General features: G+C 39.1%; 19 protein-coding genes. 18 read left to right on the top strand and 1 reads right to left on the bottom strand.

Going from position 1 to position 22,763, the window contains the following annotated elements; all coding sequences use genetic code 11:
* Nucleotides 1-30: 30 nt before the first annotated feature.
* The 8 genes from L0B53_RS15445 (at nucleotide 31) to L0B53_RS15410 (ending at nucleotide 10,897) form a co-directional block, all read left to right on the top strand.
* Nucleotides 31-1,470 (top strand): carbohydrate porin, encoded by a 1,440-nt coding sequence (locus L0B53_RS15445; protein ID WP_235060499.1) that lies wholly within the window; start codon nucleotides 31-33, stop codon nucleotides 1,468-1,470.
* Nucleotides 1,471-1,684: 214 nt separating this feature from the next.
* Nucleotides 1,685-2,704: a LacI family DNA-binding transcriptional regulator gene (locus tag L0B53_RS15440; RefSeq protein WP_235060498.1), complete on the top strand. Its 1,020-nt coding sequence runs from the start codon at nucleotides 1,685-1,687 to the stop codon at nucleotides 2,702-2,704.
* A 14-nt stretch (nucleotides 2,705-2,718) separates the two neighbouring features.
* Nucleotides 2,719-3,963: an ABC transporter substrate-binding protein gene (locus L0B53_RS15435; protein ID WP_235060496.1), complete on the top strand. Its 1,245-nt coding sequence runs from the start codon at nucleotides 2,719-2,721 to the stop codon at nucleotides 3,961-3,963.
* Between the two features lie 236 nt (nucleotides 3,964-4,199).
* Nucleotides 4,200-5,186, top strand: coding sequence for a carbohydrate ABC transporter permease (locus L0B53_RS15430; protein WP_235060495.1), 987 nt, complete (start codon nucleotides 4,200-4,202; stop codon nucleotides 5,184-5,186).
* A 58-nt stretch (nucleotides 5,187-5,244) separates the two neighbouring features.
* Complete coding sequence (locus L0B53_RS15425; protein ID WP_409202840.1) at nucleotides 5,245-6,054, top strand: carbohydrate ABC transporter permease; 810 nt, start codon at nucleotides 5,245-5,247, stop codon at nucleotides 6,052-6,054.
* Between the two features lie 10 nt (nucleotides 6,055-6,064).
* Nucleotides 6,065-6,205: a hypothetical protein gene (locus L0B53_RS15420; RefSeq protein ID WP_235060493.1), complete on the top strand. Its 141-nt coding sequence runs from the start codon at nucleotides 6,065-6,067 to the stop codon at nucleotides 6,203-6,205.
* Complete coding sequence (locus L0B53_RS15415) at nucleotides 6,205-7,296, top strand: ABC transporter ATP-binding protein (RefSeq protein WP_235060492.1); 1,092 nt, start codon at nucleotides 6,205-6,207, stop codon at nucleotides 7,294-7,296. The genes L0B53_RS15420 and L0B53_RS15415 overlap by 1 nt, the downstream gene beginning before the upstream one ends.
* 169 nt (nucleotides 7,297-7,465) lie before the next feature.
* On the top strand, nucleotides 7,466-10,897 hold the full coding sequence (locus L0B53_RS15410) for a hypothetical protein (RefSeq protein ID WP_235060491.1): 3,432 nt from the start codon (nucleotides 7,466-7,468) through the stop codon (nucleotides 10,895-10,897).
* 238 nt (nucleotides 10,898-11,135) lie between these two features.
* Here the strand turns inward: L0B53_RS15410 and L0B53_RS15405 are convergent, their stop codons facing one another.
* Nucleotides 11,136-11,936 carry a siderophore-interacting protein gene (locus L0B53_RS15405; protein WP_260115552.1) on the bottom strand — a complete coding sequence of 267 codons (801 nt, stop codon included), beginning with the start codon at nucleotides 11,934-11,936 and terminating at the stop codon, nucleotides 11,136-11,138.
* A gap of 505 nt (nucleotides 11,937-12,441) precedes the next feature.
* On the opposite strand from L0B53_RS15405, the gene L0B53_RS15400 reads away from it, so the two are divergent.
* The 10 genes from L0B53_RS15400 (at nucleotide 12,442) to L0B53_RS15355 (ending at nucleotide 22,759) form a co-directional block, all read left to right on the top strand.
* Nucleotides 12,442-13,221 (top strand): DUF3450 domain-containing protein, encoded by a 780-nt coding sequence (locus L0B53_RS15400; RefSeq protein ID WP_235060490.1) that lies wholly within the window; start codon nucleotides 12,442-12,444, stop codon nucleotides 13,219-13,221.
* A complete protein-coding gene (locus tag L0B53_RS15395; protein ID WP_235060488.1) occupies nucleotides 13,222-14,565 on the top strand; it encodes a MotA/TolQ/ExbB proton channel family protein in 1,344 nt (447 codons plus the stop codon).
* A gap of 2 nt (nucleotides 14,566-14,567) precedes the next feature.
* The gene (locus L0B53_RS15390) at nucleotides 14,568-15,110 is read left to right on the top strand and encodes a MotA/TolQ/ExbB proton channel family protein (RefSeq protein WP_235060487.1); all 543 of its coding nucleotides are present in this window, start codon (nucleotides 14,568-14,570) and stop codon (nucleotides 15,108-15,110) included.
* The gene (locus L0B53_RS15385; protein WP_235060486.1) at nucleotides 15,101-15,505 is read left to right on the top strand and encodes a biopolymer transporter ExbD; all 405 of its coding nucleotides are present in this window, start codon (nucleotides 15,101-15,103) and stop codon (nucleotides 15,503-15,505) included. The genes L0B53_RS15390 and L0B53_RS15385 overlap by 10 nt, the downstream gene beginning before the upstream one ends.
* Nucleotides 15,505-16,131: an energy transducer TonB gene (locus L0B53_RS15380; RefSeq protein WP_235060485.1), complete on the top strand. Its 627-nt coding sequence runs from the start codon at nucleotides 15,505-15,507 to the stop codon at nucleotides 16,129-16,131. Before L0B53_RS15385 ends, L0B53_RS15380 begins: the two co-directional genes overlap by 1 nt.
* Entirely contained in the window at nucleotides 16,128-17,297 is a 1,170-nt protein-coding gene (locus L0B53_RS15375) for a lipopolysaccharide assembly protein LapB (RefSeq protein ID WP_235060484.1), read from the top strand. Before L0B53_RS15380 ends, L0B53_RS15375 begins: the two co-directional genes overlap by 4 nt.
* A 332-nt stretch (nucleotides 17,298-17,629) precedes the next feature.
* Nucleotides 17,630-19,669 carry a TonB-dependent receptor domain-containing protein gene (locus L0B53_RS15370; protein WP_235060483.1) on the top strand — a complete coding sequence of 680 codons (2,040 nt, stop codon included), beginning with the start codon at nucleotides 17,630-17,632 and terminating at the stop codon, nucleotides 19,667-19,669.
* A gap of 73 nt (nucleotides 19,670-19,742) precedes the next feature.
* Entirely contained in the window at nucleotides 19,743-20,699 is a 957-nt protein-coding gene (locus L0B53_RS15365) for a siderophore ABC transporter substrate-binding protein (protein WP_235060482.1), read from the top strand.
* Nucleotides 20,700-20,859: 160 nt separating this feature from the next.
* A complete protein-coding gene (locus L0B53_RS15360; RefSeq protein ID WP_235060481.1) occupies nucleotides 20,860-21,816 on the top strand; it encodes an ABC transporter permease in 957 nt (318 codons plus the stop codon).
* Entirely contained in the window at nucleotides 21,809-22,759 is a 951-nt protein-coding gene (locus tag L0B53_RS15355) for an iron chelate uptake ABC transporter family permease subunit (protein ID WP_235060480.1), read from the top strand. Before L0B53_RS15360 ends, L0B53_RS15355 begins: the two co-directional genes overlap by 8 nt.
* The last annotated feature ends 4 nt before the right edge of the window (nucleotides 22,760-22,763 follow it).

Raw genomic sequence — 22,763 nt, 5'->3', positions numbered from 1 at the left:
TTCAATAAAACATAAATTATGGAAAATATAATGAATATCAAACTATTACCACTCTCAATCATGGTTGCTGCAAGTTCTATGAGCTTCTCAGCAATGGCTACATCAGATTTGACTATGGAAGAATTAACTCAACGAATTAGTGAGTTAGAAAATAAAGTTAATGAAGGCTATGTACCTGCAGAAATTGTTTCTCCTGAAGCTGAGCAATCACAATCATCTCATGGTTTTGAGTTTCATGGTTATTTTCGTGCAGGCGTATTAGCAAGTGTTGAAGATGACTTTAAACGAGCTAAATTCCCGGCATCAAAAGAGACGTTAGGGCGCTTGGGTATTGAGTCTGATAATCATTATGAGCTTGCGCTTCAAAAGAATTTTGAAACAGATAAAGGCAAAAAGATCCGTATAAAAACCCGTGCCGGTGCTGATAACCATAATACTGCCAATAATCAGCTAGGAGCAAACGTAAACTCTAGTGATATCGGCATTATGGAAACGTTTGTTGAGTTTGAAGGTTTAACCGATACCGGTGTTTTATGGGGAGGTAAACGTTTTTACGGTAAAGATAATTACGTATTTTTAACTGATTTCTTCTACACCGATATGTCAGGCACAGGTGTAGGTATTGAAGGCATTGAGCTTGGTGAAAATAAGTGGGATTTTGCTTATGTAGCGAGTGATAAGAGTGATGATGATGGTGGTCGTTGGGGATCTGATACAAATAATATTATGCATGCTCTTCATGTCGGTGTCGATCTTGGCAAGTTTGAATTCCATACCATGGCTAAATACTTACCAGATAATAGCAATATTACAGGTGAAGACATCAATGGTGGTGATGTAGTAAGTGGTGATTATACTGATTACGGTTTTGAGATTACGGGTATCTATAAATTAGATAGCTTATGGGGACTTCCTGGTAATGGTTTCTCTCAGGTTATTGCTCAAGCAGGTGTTGGTCTAGGATCTGGTCAATTATTGGGTGGTACGGAGACGGAATACAATGCATTTAAGCCGGGTACTAGCCGTGGACAAGGTCAAGCATATATGACACAAGTACAAGATGGTGATTCATCTTATCGTCTTATGACTTGGGGTGGCTATTTCCCTGAGGACAGTAACTGGAACTATTTCACTACTATTCAAGGGCAATATAACTCGTTTGAAAATGAAACCAGTGAAGGTCAAGGCGATGACTACTGGGTGTCTGCTGTTGTTCGACCGACTTATAACATCAACGAATACTTCCATATTAAAACAGAAGCAGGTTACTCATTCTCTTCAAATGAAGAAAATGGCGATTGGACTGGTGAAGGTCAAGTGAAACTAACTGTTGCACCAACAGTTGTTATTAACACAGGAATGGGGCCTGCTCCAGAAATTCGTTTCTTAGCGACTTACCTATCTGATTCAGGTACTAACAATGGTGATGATGACTTTATTGTTGGTATCCAAGCTGATATGTGGTGGTAATAACACGTATAACTGTTAATTAGTTGTTGCTAGTTTGTTTATTTTTAGTGCCTTTTCTTATGAAATGTTTCATGGGTTAGGCGCTATATTGATTGTCCATCATGCTTATCATTTGTTATTAACACATTGTTTAATAGTGTGATTTGTGTCGCTATATGAAGTGTATTTAGATCATATATCATAATTTGAAAGCGTTTTCATTGGGATGTGAATTTTGACGACAATAGCAGATGTATCGAGACATGCAGGGGTTTCAGCCGCGACGGTTTCTCGAGTAATTAACAATACGGCAACAGTTAGTCATCAAAAAAAGCGACGAGTTGAGCAGGCGATGAAAGAGTTAGGGTATAGACCTAATTTGATAGCGCAAGCACTTGCATCAAATCGTAGTGGCTGTATTGGGTTGATTGTTCCATCACTAGGTGGGCCTTTTTATTCTCAAATCCTTCATACCGTTGAGGAGCAGTTACGAAAATATGGTTATCACGTCATCGTCACGGCAGGGTCGCATACTGAAGAAGGACAATGTGAGTCAATTGAGTATTTAATTGGACGCCGTGTTGATGCTTTAATTCTTCATACTCAATTTATTGATGATGATTACTTGATTGATATTGAAGAACAAGGTGTCCCCTTAGTTGCTATTAATCGATTTATCCCTGAATTATCAGGTAGCTGTATCAGTATTGATAATGAAGAGGGTGCATTTATGGCAACGGAACATTTATTACAAATGCATCACCAAGAAATTGCGTGTATTACAGGTCCTTTAAAGCATTCAGATGCAAGGGAAAGGCTACAAGGATATAGAAAAGCATTAGAAAGTTTCGGACATGGTTATTCAGAATCATTAGTCGTTGAGGGAGGCTTCACAGAAGAGTCTGGAAAAGTTGCTATGAGGAAATTACTAAAAAGGAAAGAATCTTTTTCAGCTATTTTTGTAAATAACGATCACATGGCTGCGGGAGTTTATGAAGAGTTGGAAGAGCAAGGATTAAAGATACCTGATGATATCTCTATTGTCGGTTTTGACAATATAACCATTGCTAAATATTTATCACCTCAACTTTCAACCATTAATTTTCCAATTAGAGATATGAGTGAGCAAGCCGTGGAGCTTGTGATTGAGAAATTACATAAAAAAAGAAGAGAGGTAAGAAAAAAACTTTTACCTTCTTTAGTCATAAGAGCGTCAGTTAAAGAACGACTCTTTGAAATGACATCTAATTATTAATTAAGGATAATTTAATGAAACTTAAAAAGTTAGCTATTACTACCGGAGTTGCACTAGGTTTGGTGGCATCAGTTCAAGCTGCCGATGCTGATATTCGTTTTGATGGTTTTCCAGACTTCGATAGTAGCTTAAATGTATTACTTCCTGGTTTTCAGGAAGAGACCGGCATTAGTGTTAACTACATTATGAATAACCACGGTGATCACCACACTAAATTAACCACTAACCTTGCAACAGGTTCTGGTGCGGGTGATGTGATTGTTGTTGATGTAGAAAAAGTAGGTCCATTTGTAAATTCAGGCGGTTTAGTGAATCTGTCTGATAAATACGGTGCAGACAAATATGCAGAAACATTTGCACCTTACGCGTGGGCGCAAGCAAAAGATGAAAAAGGTGATGTTTATGCCATGCCGGTGGATTTAGGTCCAGGTGTGATGTATTACCGTACTGATATCTTAAAAACTACTAACACCACAGCCGGTGCGGTTATTAAGGATTGGGAATCATATATCGCTTATGGTGAAGAACTAAAAAAACAAGATAAATACTTAATTGCTGATGCTGCGGATGTGGCGATGGCGATTATCTTTACTTCAGTTCCTGAAGGCGAAAGTATCTATTTTGATGCAAATGGCAAGCCAACGGTAACGTCTGAGCGTTTTGTTCATGCTCTTGAAGTCGCAAAAGAGATTCGTGATAAAAAGCTCGATGCAAGAATAGGTGCTTGGTCAAACGAGTGGTACGAAGGCTTCCGTAACGGAACTTTCGCAACTCAGCTTTCTGGCGCATGGTTATTGGGTCACTTAAACAACTGGATCGCACCAGATGCTGCGGGCGATTGGGCTGTTTCTGATCTACCTGATGGTTTATACGGTAGCTGGGGTGGTTCTTTCTTATCTATTCCTACCCAATCTAAGAAACAAGATGAAGCGTGGAAATTGATTGAATACATGACAACCCGTCGTGAAGTTCAGTTAGAGAGCTTTAGCACTATTGCTGCTTTCCCTGCAAACGTATCGACCTATGACGATCCAATGTTCAACGAAGAGATTGCTTACTTAGGTGGACAAAAAGCGCGTCTACTGTTTGCTGATATCGCGAAGAAAATCAAGCCAGTGAAACCTGCTAAAGGTGACCATGTTGCTCGTGCAATCGTCTTTGAAAATGCAGTTATGCAAGTACTTAATGAAGACAAAGATATCAAAGAAGCGCTTTCTGAAGCGGAACGTATGATCAAACGTCGTACTCGCAATATGTAAATCAATCTTCAATGATTAGTTTCTACTTTAAGTAAGAAGAGTATAAGGGGGGAAACCGCCTCCTTATACTCAAAATAATTGGAGTTGCTAGTAGGCTGCACAGCCAACAACCTAGCAACTTCAAGTATGAAGGGTATATATACCTAAAATAATTGAAGTTACTCGTCGTCTTTACGTTTATCTATATAGGCTGATTAGTTTCAAATATGAAGAGTATATTTAATAGGATTTAAAACATGACACAATCAACTGGAATAATAGAGAACAGTCAGGCTGGTAACTCTTTTTTATCCAAAAATTTGAAAGCGCTTACACCGTATGGTTTTTTACTACCATTTATTTTGATCTTCTCGGTATTTGGTATTTTCCCACTGCTGTTTTCAATCTTTCTCTCTTTCCATGAATGGAATCCAGTTGAAGGGTTAGCAGCAATGGAGTTTGTAGGTGTTGATAACTATGAGTTAGCACTGACTGACCCTTGGTTATGGCGTTCCTTAAATAATACATTATGGCTAGCCTTAACATCTGGATTTGCTCAGCATTTGGTGGCCATTCCTGTTGCATACATTTTAGTTTCAATGGGGGATCGAATTCGTCACTGGTTAACGTCAGCTTATTTTCTACCATTTATTACTTCTACCGTGGCTGCATCGTTAATTTTCTTCAATATGTATTCACCACACTCTGGGATTATTAACCAAGCATTAATCGAGTTAGCAAACAGCTCTTTATTTGGTTGGGCGTTTGGATGGGTGAATGATTATCAGCCAATTCGTTGGTTGGATGATGCAACATTGATTAAACCTTCTATTGCGATTATGGTTTTTTGGAAATATACCGGCTTTAACATTGTGCTTTATACAACCGGCTTAATGACAATCCCAAAAGATATTTTAGAAGCGGCAAGAATTGATGGCGCCAATGCATTCCAACGTTTCTGGCGTATTTCACTGCCGATGATTCGTCCATTTATGTTTTTTGCAATTACGATGACAATTATTGGTAACTTACAGTTATTTGAAGAACCATTTGTTTTAACTAAAGGTACAGGTGGTGTTGGTCAAGCTGGTTTAACTATCTCGATGTACTTATATAAAGTCGGTTGGGAATGGTTAGAGATGGGTACAGCGTCTGCAATTTCATGGTTACTGTTTTTATTAATTGGCTTCTGTACGCTGATCCAGTTTGTATTCTTCGGTAAAAAAGGGTTAGGGGATAATTAACATGTCACATCAACAACGTTTAGTCTCAAATCGACTAGCAGAATTATTTACTAAAGCGATGTTAGTCGTGCTTATTACAGTGTTAATTGTTTCTGCATTAATGACGGTATTTCCGTTTCTTTGGTCAGCACTTTTATCTACTCGAGATCGATCTGAGATTTTTGGTACTGGGATCAGCTTTGCGATTGGTGACAGCTTAGGCTTTAACTACGAAAAATTGTTAGAAATTATGCCATTTTGGCAGGCGATGTTTAACAGTGTCTATATCGCATTTTTAGGAACTGCAGTTTCTCTACTGTTTTGTAGTATGGGCGGCTATGCCTTTGCGGTATTTAAATTCCGTGGCAAGAGTTTACTGTTTGGGTTACTGGTCGGTTCAATGATGATTCCACCAGTATTAGGCTTAATTCCTTACTTTATGATCGTTAAGTTCGTTGGATTAATGGATAACCATATGGCGGTTTGGCTGCCGTTTACAGCGACACCGTTTGGTATCTTTTTAATGCGTCAGCACGTTGTAGCATCGATACCAAAAGAGCTTTTAGAAGCGGCGAAACTCGATGGTGCAGGTGAGTTTAGAACTTATTGGAGTGTGGTGCTTCCTTTAATGAAGCCAGCATTAGCAACGGTAGCGATTGTTCAGTTTGTTTTCTTCTGGAACAGCTTTATGAACCCGTTAGTGGTATTAACATCACCAGAAAATTATGTGATTACTCAGGCATTGCGTTCAGTTCAAGGAATTCCAAATACTCCTTGGGGCGCGGTGATGTTAGGAACCACAATCTCTATCTTACCTCTTGTCACGGCTTATCTATTTGCATCGAAGCAGATGATCAGTGGATTGACGTCGGGTGCGGTTAAAGGTTAAAAGAAAAACGATGACAAAATCAAAAATAATAACTCTCACCTTGCATCAGTTGGTTGATATTCAATTTACCAATGGTTGCACAACGAACAGTACTGACGTAATAAATAACCAAACAGCGATGCAGCAAAATAACACGAAGGAGAACAAGTAATGGCGAAGGTCGAATTTAGAAATATTCAAAAATCCTTTGGTGATGTTGAAGTCGTTAAAGAGTTTAATTTCACAGTAGAAGATGGTGAGTTTGTGGTTTTCCTTGGCCCTTCAGGCTGTGGTAAATCAACGACACTTCGTATGTTAGCAGGACTCGAATCGATTACTGGCGGTGAAATTTATGTTGGTGACCGTTGCGTTAATCAGGTTGATGCAAAAGATCGTGATTTAGCGATGGTGTTTCAAAGCTATGCTCTTTACCCACACATGTCGGTTTATGAAAATATCGCCTTTGCATTAAAACTGAAAAAAATGCCAAAAGCGGAAATCGACCAAGAAGTACGTCGTGCGGCTAAAATGTTAGAACTTGAACCACTTTTAGATCGTAAGCCAAAAGAGCTTTCTGGTGGTCAGCGTCAACGTGTAGCAATGGGGCGTGCGATGGTACGAACGCCAAAAGTGTTCCTATTTGATGAACCGTTGTCGAACCTTGATGCGAAATTACGTGGTGTGATGCGTGAAGAGATCAAGCAACTACACCGTAATTTAAAGACCACGACTATCTATGTGACCCATGATCAGATCGAAGCGATGACATTAGCGGATCGTATCGTGATTCTCAAAGATGGTTACGTCGCACAAGTTGGCACGCCAACAGAAGTTTTCCAACGTCCAGCGAATAAGTTTGTTGCTCAATTCATTGGTAACCCTTCAATGAATATGTTGGATGCAGAGTTAATTCAAGATAATGGTGAATACTTCGTTCAATTAGGTGGGATTAATATTCCATTACCTGAACGTTTTAAATCTTATGCATCGAAAAATATTCCATTGAACTTTGGTGTTCGACCAACCGATATCCACCTTCGTGCTGAACAGATTGACCATGATCGTGTATTAGCGGTGCCGGTGGCCATTAAAGATAAAGAACTATTGGGTGCCAGCATCCTGTTAAAAACAGAAATCGCCGGTCAACAGTTGATGGTTGAAACTCAAGCCACAGAAGTTAGTGAGCAAGAGTTAACCCTATATTTTGATTTAGATGCCATTCATCTTTTTGATGCATTAAGCGAAAAATCACTGGCAGTGTAAATAATTAAAGGAGGGGGAGAGCTCTCCTTTACTTAACTCATTGTTTAAAAAATTAATTATAAATATGCCCAAAGTAAATAGCGTTGCTGGTAGGCGGGAAATGAACAGAGCCAACAAGCTAGCAACATAAAGTTAGCAGGGTATAAGAATATTGTATTTAGGTTTATATATGACCATTGAAAATAGATCGGTTTCAGGAAGTTTTATTCAATTAAATGACGAGCGTTTCTATATCATCAAAAATTATGATGAGATGCCTCCATTTTTTATTAGTTTAGTATCATCAGATGATCACTGGATGTTTCTTTCATCATCAGGTTCTTTAACAGCAGGACGTGTAAAGCCTGAGTTCGCACTGTTTCCTTATAAGTCTGTGGATTATATCCATGAAAGCAGCAACAATACCGGCAGTTACACCACACTGAAGGTTACCCAGCAACACGGTGTTAAGAAGTGGCAACCTTTTAATCATCATCATGATGGTATCTACTCACTGGAGCGCAATTTATATAAAAATAGCGCAGGTGATAAGATTATTTATGAAGAGAAAAACCATGATTTAGCGGTGACGTTCCGTTATCAGTGGGCGAGCAGTGAAAAGTATGGTTTTGTTCGCACATCGACGCTAATTAATGAAGGAACTGAAACCACAACTATCGATATTCTTGATGGTTTACAAAATTTACTGCCGACAGATGCACCATTAAGCGCAATGAATGACCGCAGTGCGCTGGTGGATGCTTATAAGTGGAATGAGCGTCGCGCTGAAAGTGCATTAGCGATTTATAGCATGTATGCCAAGCTAAGTGATAAAGCAGAACCTGCTGAATCTATGTTGGCAACGACGGTTTTCACTACGTCGACAGAAGCTCAAGCGATTCTTCTTTCTAGCCAGCAAGTGAAAGGTTTTAATCGTGGTGCTGACGTCACGGCTGAAACCTTAACTAAAGGTGTTCGTGGCGCATTTTTATTGAACTTTAACTTTGAATTAGCGGCGAAACAACAGAAAGAGTGGCAGATTGTTGCTGATGTTAATCAGTCTCATTCGGATATTATTGCGCTTGAAAATGAGTTGCAAGAGACGCAACAATTAACGGATCGCATTGTTAAGTCGGTAGCCGAGAATCAAGAAGAGCTGTTACGCTTCATGGCAACAACCGATGGGCTACAAACCACCAATGATCAAGAGACCACGGTGCACCACTATGCTAATGTTCTGTTTAATAACTTACGTGGTGGCGTAAGCTTAAATCAGTATCAGATCGATCGTTCGGATCTACTGAAAACCATTAATGTGCTCAATAAACCTCTGTTCGAACGTTATCAACACGCGTTATCGCAACTGGATGAGACACTCTCTTATTCGGCGCTACTTGAGTGGGCACAGCAACAGCAAGATAACCAATTAACTCGTGTGGTATTTGAGTATCTGCCGTTAACTTTTGGTCGTCGACATGGTGACCCAAGTCGCCCTTGGAACCATTTTGAGATTAAAGTCAAAGATGAGCAGGGAGACAGAAAACTCTCTTATCAAGGAAACTGGCGTGATATTTTCCAAAACTGGGAAGCATTAGCCGTCAGTTATCCAAACTTTATTGAGTCGTTTATTGCTAAATTTGTTAACGCCTCAACCATTGATGGTTATAACCCATACCGTATTACCAAAGAAGGGATCGATTGGGAACTGCTTGAACCTGATGATCCGTGGAGTAACATCGGTTATTGGGGTGATCACCAGATCATCTACTTACTCAAGTTTTTAGAGTTGTCGAAGAAGTTTAACCCTGCGCGTCTGCAAACGTTATTGGCAGAAGATATCTTTGCTTATGCGAACGTGCCTTATGAGATCAAAGGCTTTAAAGCGTTGCTTGATGATCCAAAAGATACGGTTAACTTTAATGATCAAAAACAGTTAAAGATCGAGGCATTAGAGAAAGAGTTAGGGAGTGATGCGCGTTTACTTCTTAATGCGGATAATTCTGTCTATCAAGTCAACCTAACTGAAAAACTGTTAGTTCCACTCTTATCTAAAATGAGCAACTTTGTTCTTGGTGGCGGAATTTGGCTAAATACTCAACGTCCTGAGTGGAATGATGCCAATAACGCGATTGTCGGTAATGGTTTATCGATGGTGACGCTGTACTATATTCGTCGTTATTTGAAGTTTATTAAAGCACTTTATCAGAGTGAGTCAGAGTACCCACTATCGTCAGAAGTGGCACAATGGTTAACGGAAACCATTAAGACGTTGAGTGCTGCGGATCAAAAAATGCAGACTAATGGTATTTCTGATCCTCTACGTACCGAGCTGCTACATCAATTGGGTGAAGTGGGCGAGCAGTACCGTGAAACGATTTATCAACAGGAGCAATTTAGTGGTAAGAAAACGGTCACTTCAGCTCAAATCCTTACTTTGTGTGATGTGAGTTTATCGCTAATCGATGAAACTATTGCGGTAAATAAACGTCAAGATGGCATGTATAATGCGTATAATATCGCGGACTTTAAACAACCAGAGATCTCGGTTTCTGAGCTTTATCCTATGTTAGAAGGTCAGGTTTCGGTACTAAGTTCTGGTTATCTCAATGCTGAACAGAGTATTGAATTATTAGAAACCTTGTTCGCGAGTGATATTTATCGTCAAGATCAACAGAGCTTTATGCTCTATCCAGATCGCGATTTAACTCACTTCCAAGATAAGAATCGTTTGACTCAGCAGCAAGTGAATGAAAATCCACTGCTGGTGGCGATGCTAGAGAAAAACGATCCACGAGTTATTTCTCAAGCAATCAATGGTGATATCTATTTCAATGCCTCATTTGAAAATGCGAAGCACCTTAAAAAAGCGTTAGAGAAAGCGAAGGGTGATTACTCAGAATTCAGTGAGCCGGTTAGCGAGCAGATTTGTGATCTCTATGAAGTGATCTTTAACCATCAGTCATTTACTGGTCGTTCTGGGACGATGTTTGGTTATGAAGGGTTAGGTTGTATCTATTGGCATATGGTGTCTAAGTTATTGTTGGCGAGCCAAGAAGCTTATAACGATGCAGTTGAGCAGCAAGAATCAACAGAAACAATTAACCGCTTACGTGATCTCTATTATCGTGTTCGTGCTGGAATTAGCTTTAATAAAACACCATTAGAGTATGGTGCATTCCCAACCGACCCTTATTCGCACACACCAAAACAAGCGGGTGCGCAACAACCAGGAATGACAGGGCAGGTAAAAGAAGAGATCTTAACTCGTTTTTCTGAGCTTGGTCTTTATGTTGAACAGGGGGTAATTAAGTTTAGCCTTGGTCTTCTACAAAGAAGTGAACTGTTAGTGGATGATGAAACTTTTATTTACGCAGCACCAAGCAAAGGATTTAACCAGCTACCGCTGCACCAGAATGAGTTAGGATTTACATTCTGTCAGACGCCAATTGTTTATACATTTAATCCGGAGAAGCCTTATGGCGTTGAGATTTATGATAATGAGGGTCTGGTTACTCAGCAGTCTGATTATCAGTTATCTCGAGCAGTGAGTGAGCAGATCTTTAATCGACAGTTTACTCTGAATAAGCTAGTTGTTAACTTTAATCCTGAGCAGCTTTTTTAATTAAATAGAAGCTAATGTAACAGGTTTGAACCTGAGTAAATAAAAGAGCAGCGATTTAATTCACTTTTAATTAAGAAAGTGAGTTAATATTTGCTGCTCTTTTTATACCCTTCTTACTTGAAGTTGCTAGGTTGTTGGCTACGCTCATTCGCCCCAATCATATAGTACACCTATACTCATGGGGCCTCACTCACTTGCCGCCTACTAGCAATTCCAATTATTTTGTGTATATATTAACTTATTCACCATTTTCTTCGGCTTCTTGCTCTTCAGCATCTTGTCGCTTAATGACTTTATGGCCATCTTCTGTGACGCCCTGTTTCCAATAACTGCTAATGTAGATAAATTCACGATCGACCTCTTTTTCATTTCTAAAGTAGGTTCTTAGCTCTCTCATTGAGCTAAATTCACACGCTGACCAGACAGAAACTTGTCCTTCTAACCAAGCTAGTTCACGCGCTTTTTCTGCTAATGATTGTTCAGCGGTTAGCCAAATAACTTGAACGCCTTCTGGTGCTGGAATTGTTTGAATATCCTGTTCTTCGAGCACTTTAATAACGGCATAACCTTTAGCATCAGCCGGTAAGTGAATTAATTCTTTGGTTAATGCGGGGAGGGCTGTCATATCGGCAGTCATAAAGAACCAATCTGCCTCTTTGTTTAGTTCACTGCGCAGGCCAGGACCAAAGACATTAACATTATCGCCGACTTTTACATCCGCAGCCCAGCGAGCACCAAAACCACAAAGGGCATCAGTGGTGATATGACGAACAAGATCCAGTTCAATCATTAATGCGTCAGGATCAAATCTGCGGACAGTATAAGTTCTCATCAGTGGTTTATCACCTTCACTTAATGTTGAAAGATCAGTGCTTCCTTCTGACGTAAATAACAACTTGATATAACCGCCCTCACAATCGAGGGAGAACTTGGTCAAATCATCACCCTGTAATCGAACCCTTTGCATATTGGGCGTGATCTGTTCAGTGTGAGTCACAGTTAGGTGCTTTGGAGCGGGCTTTTTTCGTTTTTGATTCACAGGAAATCCTCTTAAGGCTAATGATTATCCAATATGTTCAGCTTGATGATATATTTATCCCCTTGTTACTTGAAGCTGCTAGGTTGTTGGCTGTATTCATTCACGCCTACTAACCAATCCAATTAATTTGGGTCGATGATATCAGTGTAGACCTAAATTTATTCAAGTATGAAAGGTATAAAAACAATGCCAATCATTTTTTGAATCGATAGCAAGTAAGTCAGGTTTATCTCAAATATATTATTGAATTAGATGGAGATATTGTTACTTTTTATCGTATCTTAATGACAATTTGATTACTTGTCTATATGATAATCATTATTATTTGTATTATCATTGCTTTTCTGGTTTATTTTCATGTATTATTGACGAGGATTTAAAACAAATCGAATATAGATCAAAAATAATTGTATTGTAGCAATAAGCTGTAATCGTGATAATGTTCGGTGAGTATATAATTTTAATACCTATTTTGACGATTAGAAATCGTAGGCTGAAATAAAAAATGAAGAAACTTCCGATTTATACCTTATTATCTCCACTGTTATTGGTGGGATGGGTTGCACCTGTTACCGCAACTGATTTAGATAAAGCACAAAGCATTGAGATTCAAACAATAAAGAATAGTGCGAATAGCCAACAAAAGGTTAATAAAAGCAGTGATAAAGCGTTTGAATTGAAGTCAGAAATTACCGCATTAGAACAACAAGTTGCCGATTTAACCATTTATAAAAATCATTTATCTGCACTTGTTGAAAGTCAACAACAAGAAATGGACAGTATCGATCAACAATTGGTCGAGATTAACCAAACAAAGCAGGGCGTTGTACCATTGATGTATAAAATGCTTGAAGGGCTCGAAACGGAGATTAAGCAAGATAAGCCGATTCGTATTCAACTTCGTTTGGCACGTTTAGATGAATTAAACCAATTAATGTTAGCGTCAGATGTCAGTGATGCTGAGAAGTATCGCCGTATTTTAGAAGCGTATGAAATTGAATTGGATTACGGCATTAAAATGGGAACTTATCGTTCAGAAGTGGCGATTAATGAGGGCATTGAAGTCGAGCAACTTTATGTTGGACGTTTAGCGTTAGTCGCCCGCAGTTTAGATCATCAAAACTATTGGAGCTGGGATACTGATAGCCAACAGTGGTTGCCATTAGATAATCAATTTGCACCAGAAATTGATAATGCATTTGCGATTGCTAATAAACAAGCCTCTCCAGCGTTAATTTCTCTTCCAGTTTCATTGCCTGTTTTTCAGATTAAGGACGTTCAATAAATGCGCCTATATTCATTAGTTTTGATATTGTTGGCTTCATTATTTTCGATGCCTTCATACGCGAACGATAACGCAGAGATCGCACCTTTAGCAAAAGAGGCTCAACAGCAACAGAAACAGCATGATCAGCAGAGGGTTGCCCGCTTTAAAACTGAAGAAAAAGCACTTCAATCGACCAAAGATAGATTAGAAGAGCAGAAAAAAGCATTAGATAAAGCGATTGCCGAATTGAGTCGTCAATTTAGTCAAAATGAAGAGACTTTAGCAGATAAAGAGAAACAACTTCATTTAGAGACGGGAAGTTTAGGCGAACTATTTGGTGTGGTTCGACAATCCGCTAAATCCTTGCAACATGAGATCAGTCAGTCTGTCGCGAGTTCAACTCAACAACCGCAATTAATGATGGTTGATGAGGTTGTTGCCGCAAAAACCTTACCTTCACTCCCTCAACTTTACGGTTTATGGCAGGCGTTTGAAGCTCAAATAAAGAGCAGTGGTAATTACCAAAATTTAACGGTTCCTTACGTCAATGGTCAAGGTCAGATTACCGATCAATCAGTGACGAGAATAGGTAATTTTGCACTGCTTTCTGATCATGGTGTGGTGAGTTGGAATGGTGAATTGGCCTCTGATTATCCTAAATTACCAGAGGATACACAAACTCAGCAGCAAGTTCAGACGCTAGTTTCTGGTCAACAAGCAATGGTCATTGATCCAAGCCGTGGCGACCTTTATCGTCAGCAAGCTTCAAAACCAACGTTAGCACAGCGTTTTGAGCATGGTGGTATCGTCGGTAAGATCATTGTGGGTCTATTTATTATTGGAATGGTTATTGCTGTTTACCGTTTTGTCGTACTTGCGGCAACCAAGAAAAAGATCACCAAGCAACTTAAACAGAGCGATAAACCTGATAAGAGCAACCCACTGGGACGTATCCTTTCTATTTATCAAGACAGCAAACAAAAAGAGAAGCAATTGCATGTTGAAGCCCTTGAATTACGTCTACTTGAAGGCGTGATGGATGAGCAACAACACTTAGAACAAGGCTTGAGTATGGTTAAACTGATTGCCGCTTTAGCACCAATGTTAGGTCTGCTAGGGACGGTAACCGGAATGATTCAAACCTTCCAAGTGATCACCGAGTTTGGTAATGCCGATCCACGAGTGATGGCAGGGGGAATTTCGATGGCATTAATCACCACGGTTTTAGGTTTAACCAGCGCAATACCACTGTTACTTTTTCATAATGTTTTAAGCTCAAAAGTTGATGCGATTCGCCATATTTTAGAGCGACAAAGTGTCGGTTTAGTTGCGGAGCAGGCTGAAAAGCAGTTAAGTAGGTAACGATGAACGATCTCTTACAATGGTTACCCAATAGCGATGCCTTGTTACCGTTTATGTATCAAGGTGGGCCAATACTTTGGTGGCTTGGGGCTGTGGTGATTATTTTCTGGCTAATTATTTTTGAACGTGTGATCTTCTTTTCGAAATCTTTTCCAGAAAATAGAAAAGTTTGGATAACTAAATGGCAAGCACGTACCGATCATCACTCTTGGTATGCAAGAGCGCAGCGTGATGGGATGTTAAGTGAAGCAGAAGATCAACTGAACCAGCATCTGAAGTTTTTAAAATGTCTTTTAAGCCTCTGTCCTATGCTGGGGTTATTAGGCACAGTCACGGGAATGATCACGGTGTTTGATACCCTTGCCGCTCAAGGAAATGCGGAACCACGGCTCATGGCTGCAGGAATCTCAATGGCGACTATCCCCACAATGGCAGGAATGGTTGCTGCATTATCAGGTATGTTAGCTTACTCCCGTTTAACGAAGTGGAGTCATATCAGCTTACTCAAATTAGAAAAATTATTAAGGAGTGATGCATGCGCTTAGGTCAACGTCGAAGAGATAACGAAGAGGCTAATATTGATATGACGTCAATGTTAGATATTGTCTTTATTATGTTGATTTTCTTTATCGTTACTAGCTCGTTTGTTAAAGAGTCAGGGGTAGAAGTAAATCGCCCATCAGCGAGTCACTCTGTGAGTCAAAAAGGAGCGGGGATTTTCGTTGCGATTACCGCGAATAATGAAATATATATTGATAAACGCCGTGTTGATGTGGAACGAGTACAAGCAACATTAGAAAAATTATTGATTGAACAGCCAAAAGCGTCAATGGTGATCCAAGCGGACAAACTTGCCTTTAATGGGACCGTTGTCGAAGTGATGGATCAAGCAAAAGGGGCTGGGATTGAACAGATAGCGCTTGCGACGGAGACACCCTAATGGTTCGTTGGTTACTGAGCCTGCCGTTAGCCATTGTTCTTACCGTTGGTCTCTTCTCTTTTATGAGTTGGATGGTTGATTTTGGTGGTCATTCTGTTCCTGAAGATAAAGGACGTTTGAGTTATGATTTGGTGATGATCGAGCCAGAAAGTGAAACTGCTCGTCGTCATCGCCAACTTCCAGAGCCGCCTGAAGTCCCAGAGACACCAGAAATACCAACCGCGGTGAATCAAAGTCAGCAGCAAAAGTCGATCAGTACCGTATCGCCTATTAAAATGGCAAATATTGCGTTATCAACTGATGTTGAGGGCGTCTCTTTAACGGCACCTACGTCGATGAATATTGGTCAAAACCAGCAGATTATGCCCCTCCATCGTCAAAATCCTCGTTATCCAAGAAGAGCATTACAACGTAAAATTGAAGGTTATGTGATTCTCTCTTTTACGATTGATGTTAAAGGTAAACCGAAAGATATTAAGGTTATTGAAGCGGAGCCTACTCGTGTATTTGATCGTGAAGCAAAGTCAGCTTTAAGACGTTGGCAATATCAGCCGATGATTGTGGATGGCCAAGTACAAGATCGTGTCGGACAAACGGTTAAATTAGAATTTAAGATAAATAAATGAAGAAAATCATTCTATCCATCGTATTGCTGTTTAGCTCATTGGTCATATTGCCCGCGACAGCTCAGGATCAACTCTCACCTCGTCTTTCTAGTCAAGTTGCAAAAGCATTTGAGTTAGAGCAATCCGATAAGCTAACTGAAGCGATAATACTGCTTGAGAAGCTCAATGGTCGTAGTCGTTATGAAAAGGCCTATATTGCAAGATTAACCGGGATCTATTATTGGCAAGCAAACCAACCCAAAAAAGCAATTACACAATTAACACTCTCTTTAGAAAGTGAAGGGTTTGATCTGCAACAGAGTTGGCAAACTGAAAAGATGTTAGCGGAGTTACTGCTTTCTCAACATCAGGCAAAGCTATCTCTGCCTCACTTTAAACACCTTATTCAATTAAGTCAGGAACTCGAACTTACTGAAGCGCAGTTAGCGAGTTTGCATTTAAACACGGCGAAAAACTATTATCTGTTAGAGCAGTGGTATCAGGTATTAACGTCGCTAAACAACTACGCTAAATTTGTACCAACATTTCCGCTTCAAGTATTAAAAATGCGTTTTAATGCCGAGTTACAACTAAAGCAGTACAAAAATGCAATAAACACCAATAAACAGATCTTAACATTAGATTCGTCTCAAGCACTGTGGTGGCAGCAGTTGAGTGCTCTCTATTTACAAGTGAAAGATAATCGTTCTGCTCTGGCGACGCTTCTCTCTGCTGAGCGGGCCGGCATTACATTGAATCTGCAATATCAAGAGATGATGGCACAGCTTTATGGGCAGCAGAAAGTACCCGAGCAAGCGGCGTTACGCTATCAATCAATTGACGATCCCAAGTTGAGAGTCTTAGTACAAGAGGCACAAAGTTGGCAGACAGCAAAAGAGTGGCAAAAGGCGCAGCAAGCTTGGTTGGTTGCCGCTAAAGTTGAAAGTAAATATTATCGTCAAGTTTCAGAGTTAGCCTTACTACAAGGGGAGTATCAAGCGGCTTTAAACTATATTGATAAAGGCAAGAATATTGATGAGGAACAGAAATACCGACTCAAGCTCCGCGCTTATGTTGGATTAAAGCAGTATACAAAAGCGCAGAAAATTGCCGAACAACTGCATCGAAAATATCCTACTCAGTCCTCTATTTCATGGCTTGAGTATTTAGACAAGGTCGCAAAATAAATGCCATAGCTGTATTCCCAATCAATTTTTGTCTTAATCAGGCCAGTTAAGAATTAAACATATCCGTTTAATTTCTAACTGGCTTTTTATTTATGGCTGATTAGTTATTTATCATTCGTTTAAGTTTAGCTTTTGACCATTTATATTTCTTCTTTTATCACTGTTAGCAAGTTGTTTTCATTAAAATTCCTTTCATTTATGTAAAATTGCGATAAAGATCTCAATAATAAGAATCATTATCAAGTTAACATTGCTAATGAAAATGATATCAATTATCATTTGCATTATTGTAGTTTGTTTGAATTTATTGAAAATTTCAGGAAGAAAAATAGATGAAGTTACCTCGCCACTTAAACCCCATTTTTACAATGAAACCTTTAAGTTTATTTGTCACTATTTTATGCTCAACAGTGAGTTTCACCGCCTCTGCTGAAATTATTGAAGAAAAAGAAAATAAAGACACAGATGAAGTCATGCAGGTCTGGGGAACCGAGATTGTTAATGATAACTCCCTATTAAAAAATGATATTGAATTAAAGCAAGCTGACCATTTAAGTGACCTTCTTCGTGATGAAGCCGGTGTTGATGTTGGTGGTTCGCATGCCCTTAATCAGAGTATTAATATTCGTGGTTTAAGTGAGTTAGATTTAGATATCACCATCGATGGTGTTGATCAAAGTAACAATGTTTTCCACCACGTGGGTAATTTACTGATTAACCCTGATATTTTGCAAGCGGTTGATCTTCAAGTCGGGAAAAACTCAGTGATCAATGGCGGTTTAGGTGGTGGTGTTGCTTTTGAAACCAAAGATGCTGACGATCTATTAAAGCCAGGACAAAAGTACGGTGCTCGCATTTATGGTGATTACGGTAGCAATGATTACGAAGGGGGATCGGCAACGGTTTACGGTCGCCCGACAGAGCAGCTTGATTTCTTAGTTTATTATAATTACCTCGATCGCCATAATCCAGATGATGGTGATGGCAATGAACAGTTAGGTCAAGATGGGACGTTACAAGATGTTTTAACCAAGTTTGGTTGGCAACCGAATGAAATTAACCGCTTAGAGCTGAGTTATGAATATTATCATGACAAAGGGGATTATACCCAGAAATCAAATATGGGAATGGGCTGGGCGGGTCATGACAGTAACATTTATCCAATTAAATATACTCGCGAGTCATGGGCATTAAATCACGAATTGGATTTAGGTCATACCCAAATTCATTCAACTGCTTATAGTAATAATATGGATTATAATACGGACAAAGTGGGTTTTTATAATCCGAATACAGGAGAGGAGTTGACCAATGAGCATGGTATCACTCAAACATGGGGTGTTAAGTCTCTTGCCGAAACTCATCTAGAAACCGGTTCTGTTTGGCATGAGTTACGTTATGGCTTTGAAGTGACGACCCAGTCAGCGAAGAAAAAAAGTAACGGTGAAACGGTGGGTAAGAAAGATACTTCAGATAGCTATTCAGTCTATGTCGAAGATGAGATAGAAATCGTACAAGACCTCTTTATTACTCCGGGTGTTCGATACGATTATTATAAGCTCAATGCGAACGGTTCTGTGGATGGTTCTATTGATAAATCCTTTGATGACACCAGCTTTGGTTTAGCAGCAAAATACCTTTTAACTCAAGAGTGGACCGTAAAAGCCAGTGCCACAGAGTTATTTAAAGGCCCTGCATTACCCGGCTCTTTCTTGGAGAATGAGACTGTCAATCACGATGAAAATGTTAAAGCAGAGACGGGTGTTAACTACGAAGCTGGTATTGCGTATGAAAGTATCAATATTGCTTGGTTTGATGCTGTTGGTGCCTATGTTAATGGGTTTCAAACCAATATCGATGACTTCATTGATGATACTTATACAGGAAAGTATGGATTAAAAAATGAAGGTGATGTCAGAATTCGTGGTGTTGAATCTGCGATTAATTTACAGAAAAATGATTTCTCTGGTCGTTTAACGTATTCACATTCTGACTCTAAATTTACCTCAGTAACCGCAGATAGTCGTTATGTTGATGGTCAGGCTATTTCGGGCGAAGTCGGTGATAGTTTCTCTTTGAATCTTGGATATGTTATCCCGAATGCTAACCTAACATTCGGTTGGACAAGTTTAGTCACTTTAGATTTAAATAAAGATGTCCCTGAAGATACGGCAAAAGATGGCTATGATGTTCATAATATCTCTGCTCGCTGGACACCAGAATCCATTGATGGATTCATGGTTACTGCAGGAGTAGAAAACATCTTTGATGAAGAGTACGCCTCTCATGCTTCTTATGATAACTCGACTAATGATTACACCGATTATGAACCTGGCCGTAATTATAAAGTTAGCCTAGCTTACGTATTTTAATTCAATCATTAAACAAATAGGGTGATCATTAGTATCACCCTACATTCTAAAGACATCGAAGGTGGAAAATTACATGCTCCGTTCTACAAATCACCCACAAGTTAAGCATATTCAAAAGCGATTATTACAAGGCATGGCAACAGGGCTTTTACTGATGACGGCATCCGTTAGTTATGCCAAAAGCTATGTGCATGATCTTGGCTCGGTAAATATTGATGAAGTTCCACAGCGTGTGGTTGTTTTAGGTTATGGTAGCTTAGATTTTGTTGATGCATTAGGAGTTACGCCTGTAGGCATGCCTAAACAGTTATTACCTGCAACGCTTGAAAAATATAAAGATGCACAATTTATAAATACCGGTAGCTTAAAAGAAGTTAACTATGAAACATTGTTTACGTTAAAACCTGACCTAATTATTGCTGAAGGTCGCATGGCGCGTATTTATAAAGATCTAAATGAAATTGCACCCACTTATATGTTTCAAATCGACACCAAAGATTATTGGAATACCACCAAAAAGCATTGGGAAAATTTAAGTGAAATATTTGGTAAGCAGCAAAAGGGTGCTGAGTTAATTGCGAATATTGATAATAAAATTAATCAATTGCATCAACAGGCGGAAGATAAGCCATTAAAAACATTAACCGTGATGAGTAATGGCAGCAATATTACTAAATTTGGTGCAGTGAGTCGTTTCTCTTTTATCTACCAAGAAGCTGGCTTTAAAACGTCAACGTCTGAAAATGTGAAAACAAAAGCTGCAACTCATGGTAATTTGATTTCATTTGAATATATTGCAGATGCAAAACCCGATGTGTTATTAATTTTAGATCGAGATCAGGCGATTGGAACCGCGAATGGTCATGCCGAAGAATTATTTGATAATTCATTAGTAAATTCAACGCCAGCCGCGAAAAATAATGAAATTAAATATTTAGATCCCTCAGCTTGGTATTTAGCGAGTGGTGGTTATCAATCAACGAAAGTTATGATTGATGATCTTAATCACGTATTTAATCACGCACATTAATAATATATACCTTAAATAATTGGAGCTGTTAGTAGGCAAACAAATATCGCCAAAAACTTAGCAGCTTCAAGTATAAGAGGTATAAATAAAAGAGAATCTAAAAGAGGTATGAAATTTTGCGTAAAGTAAATGATACCTCTCTTTTAGTCATTTAAAAATTATGAAACTAACACACTTTATTGCAGCGATTATCTTTTTTGCGTTAGCGATCGGTTCCGTTTTTATTGGTGTCGCCAATATCTCTTTTTCTGATCTATTAACTGGGGATGGTCACGCCTTAAATATCTTGTTCACTAGTCGATTAGCTCGACTTTTTGCCATTATGTTAGCTGGCGCTGGGTTGAGTATTGCTGGTTTAATTATGCAGCAAATTGTGCAAAACCGCTTTGCTTCTCCGTCGACCACTGGCACCATTGATTGCGCAATGCTTGGTTATATTGTCGCTTTAGTCCTGTTTTCTCAGCAGAGTAACTGGGTACATCTGATCATTATTTTTGCTTTCTCGATGGTTGGTACGATGCTGTTCGTTCAGTTTCTTCAACGCCTCAAGTTTAAGAGTACTGTCATGGTTCCATTAATCGGAATTATGTATGGGAGTGTTATCTCATCAATGACAACATTTATTGCTTATAAATATGACTTGGTACAGACACTCGGTTCATGGACTGTCGCTAATTTTGCTTCCGTACTACAAGGTAATTATGAGTTTCTTTATATTACTTTTCCTGTTGCGGTCATTGCTTATCTATACGCCAACCGTTTTAGTGCGACCAGTGTGGGGGAGAGCTTTGCAAAAAATATCGGTCTAAATTATCAGCGAATAGTGATGATTGGTGTGGTTTTAGTGGCAACACTCTCTTCATCGGTAGTGATGATTGTTGGTATGATTCCATTCTTAGGTTTGATTGTACCTAATGTTGTTTCGTTATTTATTGGCGATAATATGAAACGTAACTTACCTTGGACAGCTTATACTGGAGTGATTTTAGTTTTAAGTTGTGACATTTTAGGTCGTTTGATCATTTTCCCTTATGAAATCCCTATCTCGATGATCATTAGTCTACTCGGGGGATCTATCTTTATTTATCTCATTTTAAGGGATAAGTCGAATGCGTGATAATACAAAAATTATTATTTTAACTCTGGTTGCTATTGCTATTTGTGGGCTGTTTTTAGGAAAAGGACTCACCGTTGATAATTATCAGTTCTTCCTTTCGCGCCGTATACCTAAAGTTCTGGCTATTGTTATTGCTGCGATTGCGATAGCTTCGTCATCATTAATTTTTCAGACTATTACTTCTAATCGCATTTTAACACCGTCTATATTGGGTTTTGATTCGCTGTATGTGATGATCCAAGTATTGCTTGTGGTTGTTTTTGGTGGTTTTAGCGCTTTGATCATTAATAGTCAACTGAACTTTTTAGTGGCAACGGGGATCATGATTGTCTGTGCGATGACCTTGTTTCACTTCTATTTTAAAGGCAAAGAGCGCGATATATTTACATTGCTTTTGATTGGTATTGTTTTAAGTAGTTTATTTGGCAGTGTGACAGGGTTCTTTACCATGGTGATCGATCCTGATGAGTTTAATTATATTCAAAATGCGATGTTTGCCAGCTTTAACAATATTAATGCTTCCTTGGTTTACTGGTCTATTATTCCGATGATAGTGGCTTTTATCTATCTGTTTAGTTTAGCTAATAAATTGGATGTGATGTGGTTAGGGAAAGATAATGCCAAGAGCCTTGGTGTTGATACCCATAAACTCACCATGCAAGTGATGTTTGTGACCACCATCATGGTATCAATTTCAACGGCACTTGTTGGGCCTGTCCTGTTCTTTGGATTGATTGTTGTAGCGTTAACTCGTCAAATATTTGGTCACTATCGTCATCGCTATTTAATTGTCGCATGCTCACTATTATCCGTTGTTCTTCTGACAGGAGGTCAGTGGATTGTTGAAAACCTGTTTGATTTTGATACCACCATTAGCGTCATTATTAATTTCTTAGGTGGCGGTTATTTCTTATATCTATTAACAAAACATAAAATTAATTGAGGCA

This window comes from Vibrio sp. SS-MA-C1-2 (genome assembly GCF_021513135.1).
Classification (GTDB): domain Bacteria; phylum Pseudomonadota; class Gammaproteobacteria; order Enterobacterales; family Vibrionaceae.
This window is presented reverse-complemented; position numbering and strand designations above follow the sequence as displayed.

Excerpts from the sequence above, each read along its gene's own strand:
- L0B53_RS15445 (WP_235060499.1), top strand. The coding sequence starts at position 31 with ATGAATATCAAACTATTACCACTCTCAATCATGGTTGCTGCAAGTTCT.
- L0B53_RS15435 (WP_235060496.1), top strand. The coding sequence starts at position 2,719 with ATGAAACTTAAAAAGTTAGCTATTACTACCGGAGTTGCACTAGGTTTG.
- L0B53_RS15430 (WP_235060495.1), top strand. The coding sequence starts at position 4,200 with ATGACACAATCAACTGGAATAATAGAGAACAGTCAGGCTGGTAACTCT.
- L0B53_RS15425 (WP_409202840.1), top strand. The coding sequence starts at position 5,245 with ATGTTAGTCGTGCTTATTACAGTGTTAATTGTTTCTGCATTAATGACG.
- L0B53_RS15420 (WP_235060493.1), top strand. The coding sequence starts at position 6,065 with ATGACAAAATCAAAAATAATAACTCTCACCTTGCATCAGTTGGTTGAT.
- L0B53_RS15415 (WP_235060492.1), top strand. The coding sequence starts at position 6,205 with ATGGCGAAGGTCGAATTTAGAAATATTCAAAAATCCTTTGGTGATGTT.
- L0B53_RS15410 (WP_235060491.1), top strand. The coding sequence starts at position 7,466 with ATGACCATTGAAAATAGATCGGTTTCAGGAAGTTTTATTCAATTAAAT.
- L0B53_RS15400 (WP_235060490.1), top strand. The coding sequence starts at position 12,442 with ATGAAGAAACTTCCGATTTATACCTTATTATCTCCACTGTTATTGGTG.
- L0B53_RS15395 (WP_235060488.1), top strand. The coding sequence starts at position 13,222 with ATGCGCCTATATTCATTAGTTTTGATATTGTTGGCTTCATTATTTTCG.
- L0B53_RS15390 (WP_235060487.1), top strand. The coding sequence starts at position 14,568 with ATGAACGATCTCTTACAATGGTTACCCAATAGCGATGCCTTGTTACCG.
- L0B53_RS15385 (WP_235060486.1), top strand. The coding sequence starts at position 15,101 with ATGCGCTTAGGTCAACGTCGAAGAGATAACGAAGAGGCTAATATTGAT.
- L0B53_RS15380 (WP_235060485.1), top strand. The coding sequence starts at position 15,505 with ATGGTTCGTTGGTTACTGAGCCTGCCGTTAGCCATTGTTCTTACCGTT.
- L0B53_RS15375 (WP_235060484.1), top strand. The coding sequence starts at position 16,128 with ATGAAGAAAATCATTCTATCCATCGTATTGCTGTTTAGCTCATTGGTC.
- L0B53_RS15370 (WP_235060483.1), top strand. The coding sequence starts at position 17,630 with ATGAAGTTACCTCGCCACTTAAACCCCATTTTTACAATGAAACCTTTA.
- L0B53_RS15365 (WP_235060482.1), top strand. The coding sequence starts at position 19,743 with ATGCTCCGTTCTACAAATCACCCACAAGTTAAGCATATTCAAAAGCGA.
- L0B53_RS15360 (WP_235060481.1), top strand. The coding sequence starts at position 20,860 with ATGAAACTAACACACTTTATTGCAGCGATTATCTTTTTTGCGTTAGCG.
- L0B53_RS15355 (WP_235060480.1), top strand. The coding sequence starts at position 21,809 with ATGCGTGATAATACAAAAATTATTATTTTAACTCTGGTTGCTATTGCT.